General features: G+C 42.6%; 25 protein-coding genes, 1 tRNA gene and 1 pseudogene. 10 read left to right on the plus strand and 17 right to left on the minus strand.

What is annotated here, in order from left to right:
- Positions 1–28: 28 nt before the first annotated feature.
- Complete coding sequence (ribD, locus tag DC487_RS13130; protein WP_116776424.1) at positions 29–1,081, minus strand: bifunctional diaminohydroxyphosphoribosylaminopyrimidine deaminase/5-amino-6-(5-phosphoribosylamino)uracil reductase RibD; 1,053 nt, start codon at positions 1,079–1,081, stop codon at positions 29–31.
- 63 nt (positions 1,082–1,144) lie between these two features.
- Here ribD and prmC point away from each other — a divergent pair, with 63 nt between their 5' ends.
- Complete coding sequence (prmC, locus tag DC487_RS13135) at positions 1,145–2,002, plus strand: peptide chain release factor N(5)-glutamine methyltransferase (RefSeq protein ID WP_116776425.1); 858 nt, start codon at positions 1,145–1,147, stop codon at positions 2,000–2,002.
- Positions 2,003–2,180: 178 nt separating this feature from the next.
- Positions 2,181–2,253: transfer RNA gene (locus DC487_RS13140), tRNA-Lys, on the plus strand.
- Here DC487_RS13140 and DC487_RS13145 read toward each other — a convergent pair.
- Together DC487_RS13145 and DC487_RS17265 are read right to left on the minus strand one after the other, a co-directional pair.
- Complete coding sequence (locus DC487_RS13145; RefSeq protein ID WP_116776618.1) at positions 2,207–3,790, minus strand: recombinase family protein; 1,584 nt, start codon at positions 3,788–3,790, stop codon at positions 2,207–2,209. The genes DC487_RS13140 and DC487_RS13145 overlap by 47 nt on opposite strands.
- 26 nt (positions 3,791–3,816) lie before the next feature.
- On the minus strand, positions 3,817–3,978 hold the full coding sequence (locus DC487_RS17265; protein WP_165799089.1) for a hypothetical protein: 162 nt from the start codon (positions 3,976–3,978) through the stop codon (positions 3,817–3,819).
- 489 nt (positions 3,979–4,467) lie between these two features.
- Between DC487_RS17265 and DC487_RS13150 the strand changes: the two genes are divergently transcribed.
- The 7 genes from DC487_RS13150 to arsB all read left to right on the plus strand — a co-directional run bounded on the left by DC487_RS13150 (position 4,468) and on the right by arsB (position 8,982).
- Positions 4,468–5,001: an antirestriction protein ArdA gene (locus tag DC487_RS13150; RefSeq protein ID WP_165799090.1), complete on the plus strand. Its 534-nt coding sequence runs from the start codon at positions 4,468–4,470 to the stop codon at positions 4,999–5,001.
- Between the two features lie 255 nt (positions 5,002–5,256).
- A complete protein-coding gene (locus DC487_RS13155) occupies positions 5,257–5,721 on the plus strand; it encodes a GNAT family N-acetyltransferase (RefSeq protein ID WP_116776426.1) in 465 nt (154 codons plus the stop codon).
- A 9-nt stretch (positions 5,722–5,730) separates the two neighbouring features.
- Positions 5,731–6,252 (plus strand): GNAT family N-acetyltransferase, encoded by a 522-nt coding sequence (locus DC487_RS13160; RefSeq protein ID WP_116776427.1) that lies wholly within the window; start codon positions 5,731–5,733, stop codon positions 6,250–6,252.
- 194 nt (positions 6,253–6,446) lie between these two features.
- Positions 6,447–6,779, plus strand: coding sequence for an ArsR/SmtB family transcription factor (locus tag DC487_RS13165; protein WP_116776428.1), 333 nt, complete (start codon positions 6,447–6,449; stop codon positions 6,777–6,779).
- Positions 6,780–6,848: 69 nt separating this feature from the next.
- The gene (locus DC487_RS13170) at positions 6,849–7,313 is read left to right on the plus strand and encodes a DUF6428 family protein (RefSeq protein ID WP_116776429.1); all 465 of its coding nucleotides are present in this window, start codon (positions 6,849–6,851) and stop codon (positions 7,311–7,313) included.
- A gap of 19 nt (positions 7,314–7,332) precedes the next feature.
- Complete coding sequence (locus DC487_RS13175; protein ID WP_116776430.1) at positions 7,333–7,947, plus strand: arsenate-mycothiol transferase ArsC; 615 nt, start codon at positions 7,333–7,335, stop codon at positions 7,945–7,947.
- A 3-nt stretch (positions 7,948–7,950) separates the two neighbouring features.
- Positions 7,951–8,982: an ACR3 family arsenite efflux transporter gene (gene arsB, locus DC487_RS13180; protein ID WP_116776431.1), complete on the plus strand. Its 1,032-nt coding sequence runs from the start codon at positions 7,951–7,953 to the stop codon at positions 8,980–8,982.
- 23 nt (positions 8,983–9,005) lie between these two features.
- On the opposite strand, the gene DC487_RS13185 is transcribed toward arsB, so the two are convergent.
- The 14 genes and pseudogenes from DC487_RS13185 to DC487_RS13250 all read right to left on the minus strand — a co-directional run bounded on the left by DC487_RS13185 (position 9,006) and on the right by DC487_RS13250 (position 19,791).
- Positions 9,006–9,455 carry a response regulator gene (locus tag DC487_RS13185; protein WP_116776432.1) on the minus strand — a complete coding sequence of 150 codons (450 nt, stop codon included), beginning with the start codon at positions 9,453–9,455 and terminating at the stop codon, positions 9,006–9,008.
- Positions 9,456–9,811: 356 nt separating this feature from the next.
- Positions 9,812–10,090, minus strand: a complete 279-nt coding sequence (locus DC487_RS13190; RefSeq protein ID WP_116776433.1) for a molybdenum ABC transporter permease — start codon at positions 10,088–10,090, stop codon at positions 9,812–9,814.
- 104 nt (positions 10,091–10,194) lie between these two features.
- Positions 10,195–10,599, minus strand: a complete 405-nt coding sequence (locus DC487_RS13195) for a DUF3872 domain-containing protein (protein ID WP_394341842.1) — start codon at positions 10,597–10,599, stop codon at positions 10,195–10,197.
- 54 nt (positions 10,600–10,653) lie between these two features.
- Positions 10,654–11,211: a conjugal transfer protein TraO gene (locus DC487_RS13200; RefSeq protein WP_116776435.1), complete on the minus strand. Its 558-nt coding sequence runs from the start codon at positions 11,209–11,211 to the stop codon at positions 10,654–10,656.
- Positions 11,212–11,228: 17 nt separating this feature from the next.
- Positions 11,229–12,131: a conjugative transposon protein TraN gene (traN, locus tag DC487_RS13205; RefSeq protein ID WP_207774422.1), complete on the minus strand. Its 903-nt coding sequence runs from the start codon at positions 12,129–12,131 to the stop codon at positions 11,229–11,231.
- 101 nt (positions 12,132–12,232) lie between these two features.
- Entirely contained in the window at positions 12,233–13,579 is a 1,347-nt protein-coding gene (traM, locus tag DC487_RS13210) for a conjugative transposon protein TraM (RefSeq protein ID WP_116776437.1), read from the minus strand.
- Positions 13,566–13,853 carry a nitrogen regulatory IIA protein gene (locus tag DC487_RS13215; RefSeq protein ID WP_116776438.1) on the minus strand — a complete coding sequence of 96 codons (288 nt, stop codon included), beginning with the start codon at positions 13,851–13,853 and terminating at the stop codon, positions 13,566–13,568. Before DC487_RS13215 ends, traM begins: the two co-directional genes overlap by 14 nt.
- A 13-nt stretch (positions 13,854–13,866) precedes the next feature.
- On the minus strand, positions 13,867–14,286 hold the full coding sequence (locus tag DC487_RS13220; protein WP_116776439.1) for a hypothetical protein: 420 nt from the start codon (positions 14,284–14,286) through the stop codon (positions 13,867–13,869).
- A 10-nt stretch (positions 14,287–14,296) separates the two neighbouring features.
- Positions 14,297–14,920 carry a conjugative transposon protein TraK gene (gene traK, locus DC487_RS13225; protein WP_116776440.1) on the minus strand — a complete coding sequence of 208 codons (624 nt, stop codon included), beginning with the start codon at positions 14,918–14,920 and terminating at the stop codon, positions 14,297–14,299.
- Positions 14,921–14,933: 13 nt separating this feature from the next.
- A complete protein-coding gene (traJ, locus tag DC487_RS13230; RefSeq protein ID WP_090603238.1) occupies positions 14,934–15,929 on the minus strand; it encodes a conjugative transposon protein TraJ in 996 nt (331 codons plus the stop codon).
- A 3-nt stretch (positions 15,930–15,932) separates the two neighbouring features.
- Complete coding sequence (locus tag DC487_RS13235) at positions 15,933–16,565, minus strand: DUF4141 domain-containing protein (RefSeq protein ID WP_116776441.1); 633 nt, start codon at positions 16,563–16,565, stop codon at positions 15,933–15,935.
- A 22-nt stretch (positions 16,566–16,587) separates the two neighbouring features.
- Positions 16,588–19,145 (minus strand): annotated as a pseudogene (locus tag DC487_RS13240) (TraG family conjugative transposon ATPase).
- Complete coding sequence (locus DC487_RS13245) at positions 19,142–19,474, minus strand: DUF4133 domain-containing protein (RefSeq protein ID WP_116776442.1); 333 nt, start codon at positions 19,472–19,474, stop codon at positions 19,142–19,144. The pseudogene DC487_RS13240 and the gene DC487_RS13245 overlap by 4 nt, the downstream one beginning before the upstream one ends.
- Before the next feature lie 11 nt (positions 19,475–19,485).
- Positions 19,486–19,791 carry a DUF4134 domain-containing protein gene (locus DC487_RS13250; protein WP_116776443.1) on the minus strand — a complete coding sequence of 102 codons (306 nt, stop codon included), beginning with the start codon at positions 19,789–19,791 and terminating at the stop codon, positions 19,486–19,488.
- 190 nt (positions 19,792–19,981) lie between these two features.
- Between DC487_RS13250 and DC487_RS13255 the strand changes: the two genes are divergently transcribed.
- Positions 19,982–22,123 (plus strand): ATP-dependent nuclease, encoded by a 2,142-nt coding sequence (locus DC487_RS13255; protein WP_116776444.1) that lies wholly within the window; start codon positions 19,982–19,984, stop codon positions 22,121–22,123.
- Position 22,124: the final 1 nt, after the last annotated feature.

The raw sequence follows: 22,124 nt of genomic DNA on the forward strand, positions 1-22,124 counted from the left end.
AAAATTAAACAAATTAATCAAAAAGAAATCAAGATCTACTTATAATCTCTAGTTTGTCGCTCCCGACCTGCAATCTCTCTATGAGTCTGCCATTTACGATTGGTGCAGGTAAGCCGTTTTCCCATGCGAAATCAGCCGAAAATATCCGTGCCTCATCCCACAATCCTGCATCGATAAACATTTGGAGGGTCTTCGAGCCACCTTCGATAATTATGGATTGCACATCCATCAGATGCAACTGATATAGGATATTTTGTGGCAAATAAAGGTCAAAATTCTCTAATTCGATGTACTTGACATGCGTGCTCCAATCGGTTTTCTGCGCATTAAAGACAAACGTCTCGACATCAGCATTAAGAATCGCAGAATCAGCCGCCACCGAAAGATCTTTATCGATCAATACTCTCTTCGGATGGCTTCCCTCCCAATCACGCACGGTCAAAGCCGGATTATCGATCAGCGCAGTTCGCGTGCCGACCAAGATGGCATCTTCTTCTGCACGCCATTTGTGCACCAATTGTTGACTGGCGCTATTGGAGATCCACTGTTGTTTGGGTTCGAGCGAAGCCAAAAAACCATTATTTGTCTGCGCCCATTTAAGAATAACATACGGTCGATGTTGCGACAAGCGTGTGAAGAATCGCCTATTCAACCATTGAGCTTCCTGCTCCAAAACACCTAATACAACTTCTATTCCGGCATCTTGCAAGCGCTGTACTCCTGCCCCATTCACTTTAGCAAATGGATCTTGACATGCTATAACGACCTTTTGCAACTGATAACGCACCAGCATATCAGCACAGGGTGGTGTTTTACCAAAATGCGCACATGGCTCCAGACTCACATAAATCGTACTGTTTTTAAGCATCTGTGCCGCATCAGCCTCGCCGTACTTTGCAATTACTTCCTGAACGGCATTTACCTCCGCGTGCGGACCACCGTAAGGCGAAGTATAGCCTTCACCAATAATCTGCTGATTATGCACAACCACAGCGCCCACCATCGGATTCGGACTTACCGTGCCGGCGCCCATTTCGGCCAATTGCAAACAGCGACGCATGTATAACTCATCCAGTATCATCTAGCAAATCTATCAAATACGCATCAATAAATAATAAAAGAATCGGCTTTCGTAAGTTTGCATATGCAAACGCTTCACTCTTTACGCACTACTTTTGGTCAACATCTCGCTGAGATTTATCCGGCGGAGGAAATAGACAGTCTTTTCTATATCGTCGCCGCTGAGACATTGTCTATCTCGAGACTTCAGGTGAAGATGAATTTGCACCTAGTGGTGAATGATCTACAACTTGCCGAGTTTCAGCGTGTGCTGAATGCGTTACAGGGGCAAATGCCTATACAACATATCTTAGGTCATGCGCCTTTTTATGGATTTGAGTTTGAGGTAAATGAACACACTTTGATTCCGCGCCCAGAGACCGAAGAATTAGTGCATCTCATCATCACTCAAGAAAAATACAGAAAGCAAGCGCAAGTACTAGACATCGGCACAGGTAGCGGATGTATTGCGATTAGCTTAGCAAAGAAACTCCCACATGCTAATGTTGAAGCTATGGATATTTCGACCGAAGCCTTGGCCGTCGCGCAACGCAATGCGGAGAAATTGGATGCAGCTGTTCGTTTCACGCAGTTTGACATACTAAACTGGCGCAAGTGGGAAGGTGAAAGCAGAATTTATGACGTAATTGTGAGCAATCCGCCCTACATCACGCCTACAGAGAAATCGGAGATGAGTAACCAAGTGCTCGAGCATGAACCGCATAGCGCCTTGTTTGTGGAGGAATCCGATCCCTTGATTTTCTACCGAGAGATTGCTGCTTTTGCAGCAAGATGCTTAGCGGCAGATGGCGCGCTGTATTTTGAGATCAATCAATACCTCGCCGTCGAGACAAAAGCGATTGTAGAAGCGCAAGGATTCTCTCAAGTACAGATTTTGGAAGATATTAATGGAGCCAAAAGGATGTTGTACTGCCGTAGATAGCTTATTTTCGACATCAAGAACCATGAAGCTCAAAATAATTGATATTTTTTTTCACTGATAAACAATGATTTATTACTGATCTACATAAATTTTATGTTAATAATTTGGACTGAATGCATGATTTTTCTACTTTTGCATCACTTCAAACAACGAAGGATACTTCGAAAATAAGAAGTTTGATTCCGTAGCTCAGCTGGTAGAGCATTACACTTTTAATGTAGTGGTCCTGGGTTCGAATCCCAGCGGGATCACTTCTTGGGACAAGTCTAAAAAAGATAGACTTGTCCCATTTTTTTTGCCTTGTAATTTACTGGTATTCTGATAGATAAGAGCAATTGCAGAATTTAGCCTCGGAGTTCGATGTTGTGTTCCGTCAAATTCCAAAAATTCGGGGAACATCGAACTCACTATAAGCCTTTTTTCCTCAATATCGCCGTTTTCATAGCGTCTATCAATGTTTGCAACCTTTTTTAAGGTAGAAGCTACCAAATCTTTTATCTCCGTTCCGACTACTGCCAAGTCGTTTAATCTTCTTTCCAAAACCTCTATCTTTCCTTTGGTCAATTTCTTTACTTCTTGGAAATCGTCATCGGCCATTTCTCCATCGGCATTTTTTAAAAGCGCATTTTGATAGCGTTTGTTCAACGCATCAATCTCACCTATGATATTTGCCCGTTCGGTATTTTGGGCTTTGGTTTTGTTATTGAAATCTTTTATAAAGGCTTCGATAAAAACATCGACCATGCCCTCTTTTGGCGACATATACCGTAACTGTTTTAAGAAAGCCTCATTGGCGGTTTCGGCTTTGAACCGTACTCCGCAGGAGGAAGTGCAATGATAGTAGTAATAGTAATTGCCCATCTTGCCTTTTGAGGCACTTCCTGTGAGCATCCTATTACAATTAGGGTTAGGGCATTTAATAAACCCTCTAAGCGGTAGATTGTCCATAGCCACGATTTTAGGCTTTACAGCCCTCTTTCTCCCATCGAGAATATCCTGTACATCCGCAAACGTCTTTTCGCTGATTAATGGCTCATGCTGTCCTTTGACAAAATATCCCTTTTCCTCTTTGTAGGGAGGAATGAATATTTTGCCACAGTACAAGGGGTTTCGGATGGCTACCCAAAAGTTATTTTTGCTGAACCGACCTTTTCCATCGGCTTTCTCCCGAACCATTTTCCATATCTGTTCGGTATTGAAGTTATTGGAAACGATTTGTTCAAACGCCCATTTTAAAAGCGGTGCTTCAAAATCATGGGGTGCAATAAACTTTTTTTTGCCCTCTGTTATCTTATTGGCATATCCCAATGGAGCAGTACCCATATACCGCCCCTCTTTTTTTGCCCTGCGCATTCCGTGAAAGACGTTTAATGCACGCCTGTCGTTCTCAACTTCCGGTGAAGCAAGATAGAACGCAAGCATGATTTTATTTTCGGGAATGCTAAGGTCTAAGGGCTGTTCTATCGCAACAGGCTCAACGCCATGTGTCCGTAACTGGTTAATCATTTGGTACGCATCCCCTGCGTTCCTACTGAACCTATCCCATTTGGTAAATAATATTATTGACCCCGCTTTGTTGTTCTTTGTTTTACGCAGGTTGGATAAATATTTCTGCCACTCCGGACGTTTGAACGATTTTGCCGAATGGTCTTCTATGTAAACATCCCTTACCAGAATGCCTTTTATCTCACAATATTTTCTTAATCGGTCTTCTTGGTCACGTTGCGAATATCCCTTGTCCGCTTGCTCGTCTGTCGATACACGTATGTATAAATCTGCCTTTCTCATCACAACAGTTTTCCTTGTTCATTAGATTAAAGTTTTCCTCTTAGATACTGGTTAACTGCAATGTGAGCTATCTTCTTGACAAACTCCAAAATAGCTTGTGCTTCCTCTAAATCGACTTCCGTTCCTTTCTTTTTCAAGATTTGCATCACTCTTTCGGGAGTTAAATCATTCGTTTTTTCTTTCTCCATCTTCACTCATTTTGCTTGTTAAACAGAGCGGTTTTAATCCGCTACAAGCAAACTTATTGCGTAGATAGGGTGACTATCGGTTTATGTCGTTTGGCTGAATTATTTGGCATAGTATGCCTGTTTAGAACCATTTCGGCAATGCTATTCTCATTACTTCCACGTTTGGTTATGCCTAAAAGCGGGTATGCCTGTTGTTCACGTTTCATGGAGCAAAGGTTGGACGTGTTCTTAACGGAGGCAAAAGGTCATGCAAGTTTGAAAAAAAATCTCCACCCGTTGGGTTGTATTTGTTTTCCAAAACCTTGTGCATCCTAAACACTAACCTAAACTGCTCCCGAAACGAAACACAGCATACTCCGGCTCTTTACACGAATAAAAAAAATGTCAGGCATGAGGAATATAAGCATTGGAAATGGTATTGAAACAAAACAACAGCACCACCTCTCATTGCCGAATAAATCAAAAAAATTAATTCAAAACAGTAAAGAAATGATACATCAAATAAACACATCGGAAGCAAGGGTATATGTCGGCACATACGCAAAATATAATGACGGTTCAATCTTCGGGGAGTGGCTAACGCTATCCGACTATGCTGACAAAGACGAATTTTACGACGCTTGCAGGGAGTTGCACGATGACGAGGAAGACCCCGAATTTATGTTTCAAGATTACGAGAACATCCCAAACGGCTTAATCGGCGAATGTTGGATAAGCGATAGCATATTTGAGGTTTTGGAGGCTTTGGAAGATATGGACGAAACCCGAAAAGAGGCATTCCTAATATGGTGCGACAACGGACACCATAAGCTATCCGAGGGCGATATTGATGACCTAATAATCGACTTTGACAATGACTATATAGGGGAATACAAGGACGAGGAAGATTTTGCCTATGAACAGGTAGAGCAAATGGACTTACCCGAATTTGCAAAAACGTACTTCGATTATGAGGCTTATGCCCGTGACCTGTTTAGCGGTGACTATTGGAGCGATAGCGGTCATGTATTTTATAATTCTTGAATTTTCGGGAACGGTGCGCCGTTCCCATTTTTATTAAAATTCGGTTGGGCAAAAAAGACAGATCCGTAACAGTCTTTTTTGCAGAAAGCGGAACAACTTCTTTGTTAAATGCTTCCGCTCCGCTATTCCTTACCTGCATTTTCAAATAGGTTGCCAGTATTTGTCGAGAATTTTTCGGACATAAATGTTTTTTATCATTTGTAAAATTCTTCGTCAATCTAAATTCCGACCTTTAGATAAAAAAATTCAAAGTATATGGCTGATACGATAATAAAAATCCGTAAAGCAGTTGAAGCAGACAGTGAGCAGGTTTGGGTACTCATGAAAGAATTAGCAATTTTTGAAGAGTATATTGATGTTTTTGCAATTACACCTCACATTGTTAAAGAAAAAGGTTTCCGTAAAAATCCACCCGATTTTTATTGTATTGTGGCAGAAGACAATGATAAAATTGCAGGAATATTAGTGTATTACTTTATCCCTTATACCGCCCAAAATAGACCTGCAATTTATATGAAAGAGCTGTATGTGGATGAAAATTATCGAGGGCAAAAAATTGGCAAACAGTTGATGAACGCTTTGAAAAAAGAAGCTGAACTCAATAACTGCAAACAGATAAAATGGACAGTTGCCCCGTGGAATGAAGCAGGAATAACATTTTATGAAAGATTAGGGGCAAAAGAAAACAGCGACTGGCTGAATTTTGAATTGAATTTATAAAGAAAATCAATGGAACAAATAGAAATCGAACAAGTAACATTAAACCATATTGAGGAACTGCAACAAATAGGCAGGCAGACATTTCATGAAACCTTTTCGGCAGGAAATACCGAAGAAAATATGACTAATTATTTAAACGAGGGATTTTCCATAGAAAAATTAACGGCTGAATTGAGCGATAAATATGCAGAATTTTATTTTGCCATAGTCGACAAAAACGTAGTCGGCTACCTCAAGCTTAACTTCGGGCAATCACAAACAGAATTACAGGACGACAAGGCACTTGAAATTGAACGTATTTATGTTTTAAAAGAATTTCATGGTAAAAAAGTTGGGCAGGTGCTTTATGAGAAAGCTATAAACATCGCTAAACAGAAGAATGCCGACTACGTCTGGTTAGGCGTTTGGGAAGAAAACCCCAGAGCGATTAGTTTCTACAAGAAAAACGGTTTTGTTGAGTTTGATAAACATATTTTCAAATTGGGCGATGACAAGCAGACCGATATAATGATGAAACTAAAATTAAAATAAACTGAAAGAGAATGGGATAATATGTAATTATTATTCCATTTATTGCATTCGAGATAGACTACTTTCTTTCATGAGTTGAGACGAAAAAGAAAGTAGCAAAGAAACCTAAGTTTATGATTGCTTTTAAAAAAATCACTGAATTTTTTTTAAGTTTAAAATTATTATCGTAATATTGCGATGTAAAGAAAAGAATAATGGGACTTACAAAATCAGAAATATTTACGAACGAACAGAACAGATTGGCTTCTTTGTTTAAAGTTTTAGGACATCCTGCAAGGGTTGCCATTCTTCAATACATCATCAATCAGAAAGCCTGTATCTGTAATGATTTGGTTGATGAATTGGGTTTGGCGCAGGCAACCATTTCACAGCACTTAAAAGAGCTAAAGAACATGGGTATCATACAGGGAACAATCGAGGGCAAATCTGTATGCTATTGTATTGATGAGAAACTTTGGAAACAAATTCAAGCGGAATTTAATGTGTTTTTCAATCAAGAGGTAAAAGTAAACAGTTGCTGTCCATAATATTTTTTGACCCTTATTATCGTTATATTGCAATATATAGTTTAATGTAAATTTTCAAATCGTACTGTTATGAAACTCTCAAAAATCAAAGAAATCCTGCCAACATTGGACAATGTTGAATTCCAATTAGAGAACGGAACTTTTGTTCCCGAACATTTCCATGTTACGGAAATAGGACAAATCACCAAACATTTTATTGACTGTGGTGGTGTAATCCGTACAGAGAAAGCGGTAAACTTCCAATTGTGGGATGCCAACGACTACAACCACAGGTTAAAGCCGACCAAGCTATTGAACATTATCAAGCTATCAGAAGAAAAATTGGGCATTGAAGATGCCGAAATCGAAGTTGAATACCAAAGTGAAACGATTGGCAAATTTGACTTGGACTTTGACGGTAAGCATTTCATCCTAAAGAACAAGCAGACAGCTTGCTTGGCAAGTGATGCCTGCGGTATTCCTGCGGAGAAACAAAAAGTAAAATTATCAGAGCTGAACAGCACGTGCTGTACACCTAATTCGGGATGTTGCTAAACACTAAAGACCAATCGTCATGTATAAGAAATTAGTCGAAACCATAAAGGGGATTATTGACATCCAAAACGTAAGCGAGGAACGCAAAACGATACTGCAACCGCTGATAGATTTTGTACAGCAGAAAGCAAACAGCGGTGCGGATATAAACCTCAATTTCATCTGTACCCATAATTCACGCAGAAGCCATTTAGCACAGATATGGGCGCAGGTTGCAAGTGCGTATTTCAATATTCCGAGCGTACATTGTTATTCGGGTGGCACAGAGGAAACTGCACTATTCCCGAAAGTGGCAGAAACATTGACCAATCAAGGTTTTACTATTTTCAAGATTGCAGAAACCGATAATCCTGTATATGCCCTAAAATACAGCGATAATGCCTTGCCAGTCATCGGGTTTTCCAAAAAATATGATAGCCCTTTCAACCCTGCATCGGCATTTGTCTCCATTATGACCTGTTCGCAGGCAGACGGCGGATGCCCGTTCATTGCAGGTGCGGAAAAGAGAATACCCATCACATTTGAAGACCCCAAGATTTCGGATGGTTCACCCGAACAGGCACAGGTATATGCAGAAAGAAGTTTACAGATAGCAACAGAAATGTTCTATGTTTTTTCAATGATTAAGAGTTAGCCGATGCAACCCAAATTAAAATTCCTTGACCGTTATCTTACCCTTTGGATATTCCTTGCGATGGCGACAGGCGTAGGCTTGGGATATTTCTTTCCGAACATTTCCAATGCTACCGATGCCCTATCCGTAGGCACGACCAATATCCCTTTGGCGATAGGGCTTATATTGATGATGTACCCACCATTGGCTAAGGTGGACTATTCATTGTTGCCCAAAGCACTTAAAGACACCAAAGTAATCGGCATATCTTTATTGCTGAATTGGGTTATCGGTACGGTACTGATGTTCGGTTTAGCCGTTCTGTTCTTACGGAACGAACCCGATTATATGACAGGTCTGATATTGATTGGTTTGGCAAGATGTATCGCAATGGTCATCGTATGGAGTGATTTGGCAAAGGGGAACAGGGAATACACGGCATTATTGGTGGCATTGAACAGTATCTTTCAGATAATAACGTACAGCTTCTTTGTTTGGCTGTTCATCAACGTATTACCGAATAGATTAGGCTTAGCCGATTTCAACGTAAGCGTATCCATGAAAGATGTAACCGAAAGTGTGCTGATATATTTGGGTATTCCTTTTTTCGCAGGATTTATAAGCCGTTATGCGCTTGTAAAATCAAAAGGCATAGAATGGTATAATCGAAAATTTGTACCTAAAATATCACATATTACATTGTATGCTTTACTGTTTACCATCGTGTTGATGTTCAGTCTGAAAGGCGATAAGATATTGGAACTGCCAATGGATGTGGTAAAAATAGCTGTTCCGTTAATCATTTATTTTGTGCTGATGTTTTTCGTGAGTTTTTTTATCAACAAGTCATTGAATGTTCCTTACGACAAAAACGCATCCATCGCCTTTACAGCCACAGGGAATAATTTTGAGTTGGCAATAGCCGTGTCCATTGCTGTATTCGGCATCCATTCACCACAGGCATTTGTGGGCGTTATCGGCCCACTTGTAGAAGTGCCTATACTGATACTATTGGTGAGGGCAAGTTTATGGCTAAAGAAGAAATATTATGATTAGGAAAATGGGGATTAGGAATTACATCAATAATGCTCTCCGGTATTTCCATTAAAATATTCCGTTGCTATCCTACTAACCCCAACACTGAAATATTTTTTGTTTTCGCTCAATGCCTTAACGGCAGTCCGCAATTCATCGGGGTCTGCAAATTTCAGAATATATCCCGAAACACCTGCCTTTAGCATATCCGTTACGCTTTCGGTGTCGTCTTCCGTGCTTGAAATTAGGACTTTCAAATCGGGATGCTTTTCGAGCAAAACTTTAGCCGTGGCAAAATCTTCCTCAATGAGACAGACATCTGGCAATCTGTTGTTCTCTTTTAGTTTTTGGAGGGCATCCTGCCCATCACCTGTTTGGAATAATACCGTATAACCCGAATTTTCAAGTTGCTTTACAGGCATTTCCCGAAGCTGTGCATTGTCATCTATGACCGCTACACAGACATTGTTTTTGTTTTCTTTTCCAGTATCCATAATATCTGTTTTTAAAAGTAGCGAAGCCTATAATAAAAAAGCGCAGGCAACTACACTTATCGACATTAAGGCACTGGTACGCCTCTCTCCGAATAAGCGAGCGCCCACGCCATAGCATGAGCGTTCTTACTTATTTGTCTCGGAGAATTGTTTAAAATTACCAGTTTTAAATGTCGAGACTTAAAGCAAAAACACTTTAAGATTTTTATATTTTCTGATAACAAAGATAACAATGTGGATTTTCTTATACAACAGCCATCCGCCTTTTCAATTTGGGTTTAACATGGGAAGATTGTAAAACAAAAACGGCACAGACCGCAAAGACCTATACCGTTCCTTAAAAACTGTATCGTTACTTATCGTGGGTTTTGTATCTCCATATTTTGGGATGCTTTTTCTTTTGCCTTTTTCTGTCTCGAATAACTCCACAGGAAAAGCACACCGAATATAATCAAAGCATAAGCTATCCATTTGCCCAAACGTTCAGAGCTTTTAATAATAACGGATTTCTCATACGATGAAAAGCCTTCCGCTCCGGTCGGGCAACGTCTGTAAAACTTCCTGCGGTTAATCCAGTAACGCAGACCTAATCCCAAAACCAATGCTATTATGCCTAAAACCAGTGATGCACCCATAACGATAGCTATTATAATTCGACACTTTGAATTTACGAAAAAGCAACGAATAGCAGGCTTAAAAAATGAAAAAATCCCGTCACTTTGGACGGGATTTTCTGTCTTTAATCACGGCTGTTAAACTGGAAACTTATTTGCTTTTCGTTCCCGAAGTTGTCCGAAATCCAAATATCAAACGACTGTGATACGGTGGATTGCGAGGTGTAATACATCCTAAACTGTGTCTGTGGCAACAGGTACACGTCATTGGGCATATACGGCGGTTCGCTGTAATAGCGCAATGCTCCCTGTCCGTCAAACTGGAAATAGCGGATGTAGTATTTCGCATCATTGAAATTGCCCGACCGTTGAACGGTAATCCGTATTTCAACGGTCTGTCCGTTCGCTACCTCTTTGGGTACAGGCATCACCTTTACCTCAAAAGGGTAATTCTGCCTGATGTCGAGTTCGTCTTTTTCACACGAGGTCAGCACCACGGCGCAGACCAACATCGCCAAGAGCATGAACATTGCCTGCAAATGTAGCCCGTACTTTCTGATTAATATTTTCATCGTAAATCAATTTTAAAAGTTAAACCTTAGTCCAACCCCTGCCGATGGACGGAACTGTTTCAAATCCGTACCCCATAATACTTTTGTCCGCCCTTGCAGGAGCAGGACAAAACGGTCGGACAGGTACGTTTCGAGCGTGAGCCGTCCGCCTGTGCCGTAAACAAAATTGTCTTTGTCGAGGATAGTCGAGCCGTCGGGTAGCATGTCTTCGCTCCGGTTGATGGTTTCATAACCTGCCATAGCTGTAAGCCCTGCATTCAGTGTGACGGTCTTTCTCGCATCGCCCAATAGCTGAAGACTGTAACCCACCTCGCCCGTATAGGCTTCGAGCGGTATCTGTACATCCCTGTAACCGGAAAACTGATGGGTGTACTCCGCACCCCATATCCAGTAATTGCCGTTCTTTCCGTTCACGGTCAATGTCAAATTCAGATAGTAATTCTCTCTTATTTCTTTGGACAGCATACCTGCGTTTATTTCCAATCCCTTTTGTTTGGGGAGCATTCGCTGTGCCTGTACCGCCGTCATGCTTAGCATGGCAAGCACCACGGCAAAAATGTATCTTATCATTATTCGTTCTTTTTGGGTTAATTAATCTTTAGGTGCATATCGTTTATCAGCTTAGCATTTACGAGGTCGGAGTTTTCCACCTGCAATACCTGTTGTCTGCCCCCGTTCTTTTCAAAGATTTCGATAATCAGAACCTTGTCATCCGTGATGGTAAACTGGTCAAGCAGGAACACGTTTTGGTCAGTTGTATTGCCCGTTATTTCACCGAGCGTTTTGTACATACGCAACGGGTTCATTGCCTTTTCCTGTACCACAGTACGCTTGGCGACTTTCTTGTCCACGACCTTGAAATTCACAAAGTCAATGTTGAACGGAACATTGCTTTTGTTGCGCAGTTCCGTATGGAAATAGAATTTTCCGTTATGGACGTAGATACCTTTTAGCAGGAATTGTATGCCGTAGCTTTTTGCCCCGATATGCTTTACAATCCTTTTATTCTTTTTGTAAATCGTTTCCATGAGCAAGCCTGCCAGTGACGGCGAATTGCCCCCCAATTCCTCAAACAGAACATCGTTGCCGTTTTCCCTGTCCGATGACTTTTGCATGGTCAGCAAATCATAATTCAGCGTTGCAGGATAGGGGCTGTAAAAAACATTGAAATTGTAAAACCGACCATCGCCCGTAATGACCGAAAAATTGGTTTCCTCGTCAAAATCCCTTATGCTTGCCTTAATGCGCAGTACGTTTTCCGCATCTTCGGCTTTGCCTGCAATCAGGTATTCACTGCCCAAATCCACGTAGCGGATTGCGGACGGGAATATGAGGTGCGAAGTCTTGCTGTACGTCACCTGCATTTCGTAAGGGTCAACCTTGCCCATGCTCAATTTTGTTGTACTGGATGCAATTTGTTGTGCATTTGCGCCTGTGATAAAGACCGTTAAACAGACCATTGCCATGAGGCTTTTAAATATTGCGTTCATATCGATATTATTTGATTTTTAATGGAGATATGGAATGTTCATGTGTGTTTGTCTTTTTGGAAACATGAACATTTCATTTTCTTTTTGATTTTAGTTAAACATTAATTTTTTGAAACGAGGAATAGCTGATGACCGGCTTTGACGGTTACTTTCGGTGTCCTCACTTTCTTGGAGAAGTACCCCGATACCCCTTGCACCACGCCACGGGAAAGGTCGCCTGCCATCTGTTGCCCTGCCGAGCGTGTCATCATGATACTTGTTCCCCCCGTTTGGCTCATGTTGGAGGCTATCTCGGTAAGGGCATTCATTTCGGGAGAGTAAGGCACATATAGCCCTTGTTGTCCGTCCACGTCATACACGGTTATATCTACCGGAATAATGTTGCCCTCAAATTCGATTGATGTTACCTTTAACTGCAACCTGCCACTTTGAAACTTGGCATTAGCCGTCAGTACCGTTCCTGCCGGAATGGAACGGGCGGGAGTTTGTGCCGTTTCCAACAAACGCAACCGTACTCCGCTTTCGCCTGTCACGGTTTGTGTTTCCTGCACCACCGCCCTAATGCTGTTTTTCGGTTGTATGACCTGTTCCGAAACACCTGCCGTATAAAAGCCACGGTTTCGGGTTTCGTTCCAGTTTGCCAAAAAAGCACTGTCGGTCGGTTCACGGTACAAGGCGGAAACCGTATTTTTCCTTACGGGGGTGAACGCCACGAAATGTTCTTTTTGCGAGGCACTCTTTGCTGAAAACGTGGTGTCCACATTACCTGTCTGTGCCGGATTTGACGGCAGGTAACGGGATGCCATTTCGTATGACTTTTCCATCAAAGCCAGTTGGTCTTCCACGGTCGTTACAGGCGGTACGTCCTTTTCCGCCAGTTGCTCTTTCAGTTCCTCAACCTGTCTGCGGAGTTCCTGCGTTTCGTAATCGCTGTTGTCGTAGAACGAGGTCAGCGTACTTTGCGCACTGCGGTAACTGTTCAGAGCAGGGTTGCTGTTCCGGCGTGTAACACCGCCGTAAGCGTAGCCGTCTTCGTAGCCCTCATCCGGTTGCTCCGCTTCCGGATCGGCGGTACTGTCCTCGCTCCAATAGTCGGACAGTGACAGGAGCGCATTGCGCTTTTCCTGCATTTTCTGTTCGAGCATTTCCTGTTCATAAGCCTTTTGCTTATCGGATTGAAGCCCTGCATCGGTCGCCTGTGGTACGGCATCGTTCAGACCAATATCCTCAACCGCTTTCTTATCGGAGGACGGTTTGAAGATGAGGTACATACAGCCGAAGAATACCACGCCCATGAGGGTAAAAATGATGGGCTTTTTCAGCTTTTCGGCTTTGTTCTGCGCACCGTCCTGCGGTGCATCCATTCCGTTTTTCGGGTCGTCATCTTCGACCAAAAAACTTACTCTTTTGCCTGCCTGTCCGGTAGGCAGGTTTTCACTGTCTTTCATACATTTTACGTTTTAAGATTTTGTTAATACTGTCCTGCGGAGAAACCGAGGATTTGTTTTGCCCGTTAATCGGGTTCTCGATATGCTCTATCGTCATGGTATTATCGGAACGTGCTACATCGTAGCACACTTTCAACAGCACGGCAACGGACAATAGCGCATAGCCCAAAAAGAGCAGTAGCATATAGCGGTGCTGTTTTTTAACAGGCATCGTCCGCCACTGTCCATCGAGCCTGTCAAACCAATTATTGATTGTTGTTCTTAGATTTTTCATGCCTTGACCATTTTTAGTGCTTGAAACGCCTGTTTTGGGAAGTCGCCTTTTGTGCAGGTGCATGGCTGACCATAGCGATTGCTTCCTTTGCTTTGGGAGCGGTCACGACCGACAGGTCGGTCAGTTCCGATTGTTTCAGCACTTGCCCGTAACGGTCTTTTTTCGCAACTTCCATGCTGTTAAGGAAGAATTTGCCGTTTAGGTACTTCACCCTCATAAGGCATTCTACCCTGGGCAGGTCTTCGCCTGCCCATTGCAGAAAGCAGGTCAGCAACAACTCCTGTTTAGCTACACCTTTGGGGCAACCTGCGAGATATTCACTGATGCTTGCTTTCAGTTTTCCGGCATACGCACCCTGCGTATGGAAATAGCCGTCATACCCTTTTGCGGTAAGGATTTTGGCGAACGTGTTCAAATCTGATATTGCTTCCATAATCTTGGCTTTAACGGTCTACGACTTCTATATCCCTGTTTTCCAACACGGCAAACTTTTCGATATTGAAGCCCTGTGGGTTGTTGTCAGACTTGACCGAGTTCAACAATAGGCATGAAGTGACCAAATTCCGTTTGGTCACGTTGCTTGGACGGATGATATACTGTTTGGCATACGTTCTTACGGCATAGGGATAGGTGTCGAAGTTGCAGACCACGCTGTCCACCTCGATACGCTGTTGCACATTGCCCGAAATGATACGGTTGTAGTACCCTTTTTCCGAAAGGTCTTTGTAATAGTCAAATGCCGATTTGTCCGCAAGGTTAAAAGCCCTTTTCATGTTGCTTTCGATGGCATTTTTATCCGGTGCGAGCGTAAAGAACAGTTCATGGAAACGCTTAACGTGTTCCCTTGCCTCAACAGGTCTGTTGATGCTTGCATCCTGTGACAGTGCCAGCATCAATGATTTGCCTTTGTCCAGTACATATATTTTTTGGCGTTGTGCCTCTGCAAACTGGTAGGACTGCCATACGGCATAACCTACCACAGCAATGCAGAGTACCGCAAATACAATGGCATACAGCCGTATTTGCCTAAAGCTGTTTTCGATATTTCTTAGTGTCTTAAATTCCATTGCTTCTTGATTTTTATTTGTTCATTAACCTGCCACCGATATTTCCTGCAACAGCCCCTGTTCCCGCTCCGGCGATGTTTCCGGTCTTTGATGCCGTAGAGTTTACGTTGCGCATGAAGTTCCCTGCGCCCCCTGCCTGTATTACCCAACCTGCCACCGTTGGAACGGTGAAGTAGCCCACGATGCCAATTATCATGAAGATGATATACACGGTGTTGGATGTGTCGGGGATGTAGGTCGGGTCGGCAAGCATATCAATATCCCGTTCGATGATGAGGGATTGTATCTTGGCGAGCATGGAGCTGAACATATCGGCGATGGGCAACCACAGGTACACGCTGATATATCGGGTCAGCCATTGCGTAAGTGTGGATTGAAAACCATCCCATACACTTATCGCAAAGGCTATCGGCCCGAGTATGGACAGCACGATAAGAAAGAATGTCCGTATGGTGTCTATGACCAAAGCGGATGCTTGGAAAAGGACTTCCAGTAGTTCCCGAAACCAGTCACGGATGCTTTTCTTTAAATCGTACATTCCACGCTCCATGTACATACCGGATATGGCAACCAAATCGGACGGCGACCATCCCAATTCGTCCAGTTTCTTATCAAATTCCTCATCGCTTACGAGGTAAGCGGTTTCGGGATTGCGGAGCATCGCCTCTCTCTCCAACAGGTCTTTTTGTTCCTGCAATTTGTTGAGGTCAAGCACTTGGTTTTCGAGCATGGCATTTGTGCCTTTTACTACCGGACTTAGCACCGCATTGATAGTTCCCAATACGATGGTAGGGAAGAACATAATGCAAAGCCCGATGGCGAAAGGTCGCAGGAGCGGAAACACGTCTATCGGTTCTGCACGGCTCAATGCCTGCCACACTTTCAGTGCAACGTAGAACAGTGCGCCCAATCCGGCGATGCCCTTAGCCACTGTCGCCATATCGGCGGACAGTGGGAGCATCTCATCGTAAAGCGAGCGCAGGAGTTCGTGAAGATTGTTCCATTCCATAGCTTACCAGTATTTTTGTTCAGCAGTTCCGTACAGTTCAAGCACCCTTTTGGTGTTGTTCTGTTTTTTAGCCCTCAAAATGCTTACGGAAATGTTTTTGTTGGTGTAATAGCGGACAAGGCTATGGTAATCCTTGACCTCTTTATAAACCCTGTCGATGATGTCCATACGCTCTTTGTCGTTCAGCGAAAGCGAGGAAGAAGTGACAATCTGTTTCAGTTCTTTCAGCAACTCGGTGCTTTCGTTGAGCAGAGCAGAATAACCGTTGGCGATTGCCGTGAGTTCCTGCGGACTGAAATTCGGGTCGTTCAACATCTTGCCGAAATTGTTCACGTACATTTCGGACACATCGCCCACGAGCAACACCGTTTGCTGAACTTTACGGGCATCTTTGACAAGGTTGTTTACGGCTTGCAGTTTGTCGTAATATTCCTTGCCCTGTTCATACACTTTTTTGACCTCGTTGAAATTCTTAACCACGTTGGACACGGTGGATGAGGTCTGCACGATTTCATTGGCGGAGTTGATAATACCCGATGCCAAATTTGAGGGGTCAACAACGACCCATTGTGCTTTTGCGGACGGTGCAACGGCAAGCATAAATGCCGTACACACCAGTAACATTGTTTTCTTCATTGTCTCTGATTTTTTTAAATGATTAGTAATTATTTGCGTTCTCACGCCGTTGTTGGGCAATGCGTTTTATCGCCAGTTCCACATTGCCGTCCAGTTCGGATGCCAGTTGCATGACTTCCATTTTTTCGGTTTCCTCTGTGGTGTATGCCAAATATTCTTCGAGCGAAACCTCTGTGGCATACACGGCGGAGTGCGTACCGCCAAGCCCAATCCATACCTCTTTGTAAAGCCTTGACGGGTCATTGTTTTGATTGATGGAAAGGATTTGGGATTTTTCCTTTTCTGTAAGCCCCAACATTTCCTGTATCGCATCAAATTTGTTCATGTACTTGCGTTGGTCAAGCAGGATTTTACAGTCGGAATTATTGATGATACTTTCCTTGACCACAGGTGATTGGATGATGTCATCGACCTCTTGTGTGACGACTATCGCCTCTCCGAAAAACTTCCTTACAGTCTTAAAAAGGTATTTGATGTACTCCGCCATTCCCTCTTTGGCGATGGCTTTCCACGCTTCCTCAATCAGTATCATTTTTCGCACACCTTTGAGCCTGCGCATCTTATTGATGAATACTTCCATAATGATGATGGTTACTATGGGAAAGAGGATTTTGTGGTCTTTAATCGCATCAATTTCAAACACGATAAAGCGTTTGGAAAGCAGGTCAAGTTGCTTGTCCGAGTTCAGCAGATAGTCGTACTCTCCGCCCTTGTAATAGGGTTCAAGCACGTTCAGAAAATTGGCGAGGTCAAAGTCTTTTTCCCTTACCTGTTTGTCTTCCAGTACCTTTTTATAGTCGCCCCGTACATACTCGTAAAATCCATTGAAAGAGGGATATTCACCGCTTTGCTTGATACGGTCGATATAACCGCTCACGGCATTGGACAACGCCACTTCCTCTGAACGGGTCGGCGGTTCATCGTCACGCTTCCAAAGCGTAAGGATGAGCGTTTTGATACTTTCCCTTTTCTCAATGTCGAATACGCCGTCATCCGTATAAAATGGATTGAATGCTATCGGGTTGTTTTCGGTGTAGGTAAAATACACTCCGTCTTTTCCTTTTGTCTTGCCCTTAATCAGTTCGCACAGCCCTTGATAAGAGTTGCCCGTATCGACCAATAGTACATGAGAGCCTTGCTCATAATACTGCCTCACCATGTGATTGGTGAAGAATGATTTTCCACTTCCAGTTTGGAGGGTTGGCGGGCTACTCAATTAAGAATAGCCCGCCAACCCCCAGATGGGCCTAACACGAAGCGATTGCGATTTGTGATAATGCCCCGCTTCATAGGCAAATCTGACATGTCCAAATGGATGGGCTTTCCCGTCAATCGGTCTGCCATCTTGATACCGAAAGGCGATGGCGAATTTTGGTAGTTGGTTTCCTCGGTGAAGAAACACAGCGCAGGTTCAATGAACGTATAAAAACTTTCCTCTGCCGGAAAGTCGCCTGCATTTCCTGCCATGCCTGCCCAATACAGTGTCGCAACATCCACCGTGTTATGCCTCGGCTTGCATTCCATCAAAGCGAGCGCACTGCCCGTATCGTTCTTTAGCTGTTTTAGTTCGCTTGCGTCATCCGACCACGCCATCACATTGAAGTGCGCACGGATGGAGGATAGCCCGAAGCTGTGCGCTTCGTTCAGATACCTTTCAATCCACTCTTTGTTAATCTGATTGGCACGGCTGTACCTTGCCAGTGAATGCATGTTACGGGCTGACTTTTCAAACTTGCGCAGGTTCTCATCGCTGTTATCCAAAAACAGGTATTGGTTATAGATATGGTTACAGCTAAGGAGCAAGCCCACCGGAGAGGCAAAGGACAACAGGCAATCGCTCCTGTCCGTGGACAGCTTTTCATACCTCGTATTTGCCGATACCGTGTTGGGCAAATCGTCCGTATCGGACAGGGTGTGCAGGCACAGTCTTTTGTTGCCGATGCGCACATCCTCGCTTCCCAAAGCTATATCCTGCATGGGCGTTCCGGCTTCCCTCGACAGGGTAAGGTACTGTTCGAGCAATCCCTGTTTGTCGCCTGTGCCGATGATGTCATCCTCGGTCAAGCGTTCCAGTTTCACAAAACCGCTATCGTTGACAATGCGCTCAAACTGTGCCACCGCTTCCATGAACTTTCGGACGGTTTCTTTATCCCTTATTTCTTTCGGGATAAGTACACCTTTGCAGAGCGAACTAAAGTTGCTCTGCATCCGCATCCGTTCTTTGGTGGTCTTGGTTAGGAACAGGTAGCAGTAATGGTTTAAAAATGGACGTTCGTTGAAATGCTGTTGATAGGACTTTGCAAGGAAACTCAACCCGTCCTGTGCAATATCCGGCGCATAGCTTTCCTTGATGTACCAGTCCTGTTTGTGGACAATGGTATAGTCCGGCAAGGTCTTGATAGCCTTATGCCAAGCCGAATGAATGGCATCGTATTCCGCCGAAGCTACCGTAAACAGTTCCGGCAGGTGTACCCGAAAGCAAGCCGTGATGTCTGCATCCTTTGAAATGATGCAGTTGTGTTCCACCGCCAGTAATGGAAACTTGCTTTCCAACGTTGTGGCTTTTCCTGTATTTCTCATAAATGACTGGATTTAGAAGTGAATTTTAAATAGCGGTGTACGGCTCTGCGACAGATGATGTATTTCGGATGCCTTTTCTTTGCCCCGACTTTCATCAATCCATGTTCGCCGTATTTGCCGTTCAATGCGAATGTTTGCCAAACGATGAGCGATGCACCACCTGCCCCGATGAACAGGCAGATGTAAGAGTTCACACCTGCCATGTACATGACCATGACGAGGATAAGCACACCGAGTAGACCACCTGCGAAGATGAACAAGTACTGTGCTTTCAGTCCTTTGAACTCGACCGTTCTGCCGATACCTTTATTGATATTGTAATTGCTCATAATACGCCAGTTTAAAGGAAGAATGAGCGGAGAATGGTCGCCGCTACGATGAGGAAGATACAAGCCCCAAACCACGATGCCGCGGTCTTGCTTGTATCGGGGTCACCGCTACTGAATTTGTTGTACACCTTTACGCCACCGATTAACCCGACCACAGCCCCAATCGCATAAATTAATTGGGTTGCAGGGTCGAAATAGGATGTCACCATCTGCGTGGCTTCGGTGATACCTGCCGAGCCGTTGCCCTGTGCGAACACGCCGAATGCCGACAGGATCGCAACGCCTGTCAGCAACACTTTTTTGCTTTGTTTTTCCATGATTAAACTGAATTAAATTGTTACTAATTCCCACCTCGTGCGGGCTTTCGCAACAAAAGTCTTATGGAAATCGAAGCGTTATGGGAAACTGGAAATCAGCGGAATGAATTGGCAGTGGATGGCATAGAGCAAAGAAAATGTCTTATATTAGTACATTTGAAAACACTTGATAATTTAAACCTTATATTTAATGCATATCTCTAAAGTCAGCTTGGTAAATTATAGAAATTTTGCAAATGCAAGTTTTCAATTCAATAAAGGAATAAATACCATAATCGGAGAAAACGGTTCTGGAAAGACAAATGTCTTTAGGGCAATAAGGTTGTTATTAGAAGATGCTTCCCTGCAATATGCTTATAAATTGACGGATGGAGATTTTAATAGGTCTTTGGATAAGGGAAAATGGAAAGGTCATTGGATTATTATCAGTGTTGAATTTGATGAGCTTAACGATGAAGAAGCAATACAATCCTTGTTCATTCACGGTGTTGGAATTGCCGCAGAAGATTATGTAAAAAAAGCTACTTACAACCTTTTCTTTCGTCCTAAAGCGGACATCAGACAAAAACTTTCCGAATTAGCTGAAGGAGATACTGCCGGATTACAAGCGATACTCGATAGCATCACAATTCAGGATAATTACGAAACTTTCTTCACTGGCAAAAGCACTGCCGATTTTAATGACCCTGATGTATATAAAGAACTTGTAGGCGATTTTGAAAATGTTATTTTTCCATCTACAATTGATACTTCCAAATTTGGCTCTAAAATTCCACATCAGTTATCTGTTTCCAAAGAAATATCTTTCACGTTTATACAAGCATTAAGGGATGTAGTAAGTGATTTTCATAACAATAGAACTAATCCTTTACTAACTCTTTTGAAAAATAAAAGTGGAGAAATCAAAGAGGAAGATTACCAACCTATCAGCGATTTGGTTGAGCAATTAAATGAAAATATCGAAGATTTGCCCGATGTACAAAATATAAGGTCAGATATAAAATCAACCATTCAGGATGCTGTCGGTCTTACCTATTCTCCATCTTCATTGTCTATTAAATCGAGTGTTCCTAATGAAGCCGAAAAATTGTTACAATCATTGAAACTTTTTATCGGAGAACCCGGAGAGGAATATGAGGGCGGTATTCACGAATTAAGTTTGGGAGGTGCTAATCTAATATTTTTAACCCTGAAATTACTTGAGTTTAAGTATAGAAAATCAAAAGACACATTTGCCAATTTCCTTATTATTGAGGAACCGGAAGCCCATATACATAACCATATTCAAAAGACCTTATTTGACAAATTGGATTATGGAGATACTCAAATTATCTATTCTACTCATTCTACACAAATTTCCGAAGTAAGTAATGTTGAGAATATAAACATCCTTGCAAAGAAATTAAATTTTGCGGAAGTATATCAACCATCAACTGGTTTAACACCTGAAAGCATCAATCAAATACAGCGTTATTTGGATGCTGTAAGAACCAATCTATTGTTTGCAAAGGGAATAATATTGGTTGAAGGAGATGCAGAGGAGATTTTAATACCCATAATGGCCAAGAAAGTATTTGGTGTAAGTCTTGACGAGCTTGGGATTAGCCTCATTAATATACGAAGTACAGGGTTTGAAAATGTAGCCCAACTTTTCCATGATAACCGGATAAAAAGAAAATGTGCAATTCTAACAGATTTAGATGATGCGATTTGTGATACAACAATTAATGAGGGCGACAGTGACCGATTAAAAAAATACAAAAGAAAAGTCGAGGCATCTAAACAAAAGGGATTGGGACGTAAGGCTAAATTAGATGCTTTTGAAGCAGGGAATGATTGGATAAAGGCATTTTATGCTGATTACACCTTTGAAGTCGATTTTATAACCGAAGGTAACGAGGATGAAGTAATTGCTATAATTGACCAAGTATATACAGACCAACCAACAAGAGTACAAGCCAAAACAGATATTGAAGATGGTGATGTTGCAATTTACGGAAAGCGTGTCCTTACAATGGCTAAGCAGGAAGGTAAAGGTTGGTTTGCCATAATGTTAGGTAAACATATTTCTTTTAAAACAGAAATTCCGAATTATATCGTTGATGCTATTCTTTTTGCCAAAGAAACATACGCTAACAATATCGTTGCCGATATCATTGAATATAGGATGAACAAGCATTTCGATGATGATAATACTTTGGATTTTTCATCTTGCAGGGAGACCCTTACAAAGTATAGAGCCGAAGAAGCAACTTTAAATGACCTTGCTTTTGACTTGGACTTGATAATATCAGATGACCAACTATTAACATTCATAGATAAATTGAAATAGG

It is taken from the genome of Sphingobacterium corticibacter (assembly GCF_003076635.1).
Taxonomy (GTDB): Bacteria; Bacteroidota; Bacteroidia; order Sphingobacteriales; family Sphingobacteriaceae; genus Sphingobacterium; species Sphingobacterium corticibacter.

Bases quoted from the DNA above. Each gene is read 5' to 3' on its own strand.
- DC487_RS13215 (WP_116776438.1), bottom strand. From the start codon at position 13,853: ATGAAAAATCTAAGAACAACAATCAATAATTGGTTTGACAGGCTCGAT.
- DC487_RS13250 (WP_116776443.1), bottom strand. From the start codon at position 19,791: ATGGAAAAACAAAGCAAAAAAGTGTTGCTGACAGGCGTTGCGATCCTG.
- DC487_RS13255 (WP_116776444.1), top strand. From the start codon at position 19,982: ATGCATATCTCTAAAGTCAGCTTGGTAAATTATAGAAATTTTGCAAAT.
- DC487_RS13200 (WP_116776435.1), bottom strand. From the start codon at position 11,211: ATGATAAGATACATTTTTGCCGTGGTGCTTGCCATGCTAAGCATGACG.
- traM (WP_116776437.1), bottom strand. From the start codon at position 13,579: ATGAAAGACAGTGAAAACCTGCCTACCGGACAGGCAGGCAAAAGAGTA.
- traN (WP_207774422.1), bottom strand. From the start codon at position 12,131: ATGAACGCAATATTTAAAAGCCTCATGGCAATGGTCTGTTTAACGGTC.
- traJ (WP_090603238.1), bottom strand. From the start codon at position 15,929: ATGGAATGGAACAATCTTCACGAACTCCTGCGCTCGCTTTACGATGAG.
- traK (WP_116776440.1), bottom strand. From the start codon at position 14,920: ATGGAATTTAAGACACTAAGAAATATCGAAAACAGCTTTAGGCAAATA.
- DC487_RS13175 (WP_116776430.1), top strand. From the start codon at position 7,333: ATGTATAAGAAATTAGTCGAAACCATAAAGGGGATTATTGACATCCAA.
- DC487_RS13245 (WP_116776442.1), bottom strand. From the start codon at position 19,474: ATGAGCAATTACAATATCAATAAAGGTATCGGCAGAACGGTCGAGTTC.
- DC487_RS13195 (WP_394341842.1), bottom strand. From the start codon at position 10,599: ATGTTCATGCTCTTGGCGATGTTGGTCTGCGCCGTGGTGCTGACCTCG.
- DC487_RS13160 (WP_116776427.1), top strand. From the start codon at position 5,731: ATGGAACAAATAGAAATCGAACAAGTAACATTAAACCATATTGAGGAA.
- DC487_RS13150 (WP_165799090.1), top strand. From the start codon at position 4,468: ATGATACATCAAATAAACACATCGGAAGCAAGGGTATATGTCGGCACA.
- DC487_RS13190 (WP_116776433.1), bottom strand. From the start codon at position 10,090: ATGGGTGCATCACTGGTTTTAGGCATAATAGCATTGGTTTTGGGATTA.
- DC487_RS13235 (WP_116776441.1), bottom strand. From the start codon at position 16,565: ATGAAGAAAACAATGTTACTGGTGTGTACGGCATTTATGCTTGCCGTT.
- DC487_RS13185 (WP_116776432.1), bottom strand. From the start codon at position 9,455: ATGGATACTGGAAAAGAAAACAAAAACAATGTCTGTGTAGCGGTCATA.
- DC487_RS13165 (WP_116776428.1), top strand. From the start codon at position 6,447: ATGGGACTTACAAAATCAGAAATATTTACGAACGAACAGAACAGATTG.
- DC487_RS13145 (WP_116776618.1), bottom strand. From the start codon at position 3,790: ATGAGAAAGGCAGATTTATACATACGTGTATCGACAGACGAGCAAGCG.
- arsB (WP_116776431.1), top strand. From the start codon at position 7,951: ATGCAACCCAAATTAAAATTCCTTGACCGTTATCTTACCCTTTGGATA.
- DC487_RS17265 (WP_165799089.1), bottom strand. From the start codon at position 3,978: ATGGAGAAAGAAAAAACGAATGATTTAACTCCCGAAAGAGTGATGCAA.
- prmC (WP_116776425.1), top strand. From the start codon at position 1,145: ATGCAAACGCTTCACTCTTTACGCACTACTTTTGGTCAACATCTCGCT.
- DC487_RS13220 (WP_116776439.1), bottom strand. From the start codon at position 14,286: ATGGAAGCAATATCAGATTTGAACACGTTCGCCAAAATCCTTACCGCA.
- DC487_RS13155 (WP_116776426.1), top strand. From the start codon at position 5,257: ATGGCTGATACGATAATAAAAATCCGTAAAGCAGTTGAAGCAGACAGT.
- DC487_RS13170 (WP_116776429.1), top strand. From the start codon at position 6,849: ATGAAACTCTCAAAAATCAAAGAAATCCTGCCAACATTGGACAATGTT.
- ribD (WP_116776424.1), bottom strand. From the start codon at position 1,081: ATGATACTGGATGAGTTATACATGCGTCGCTGTTTGCAATTGGCCGAA.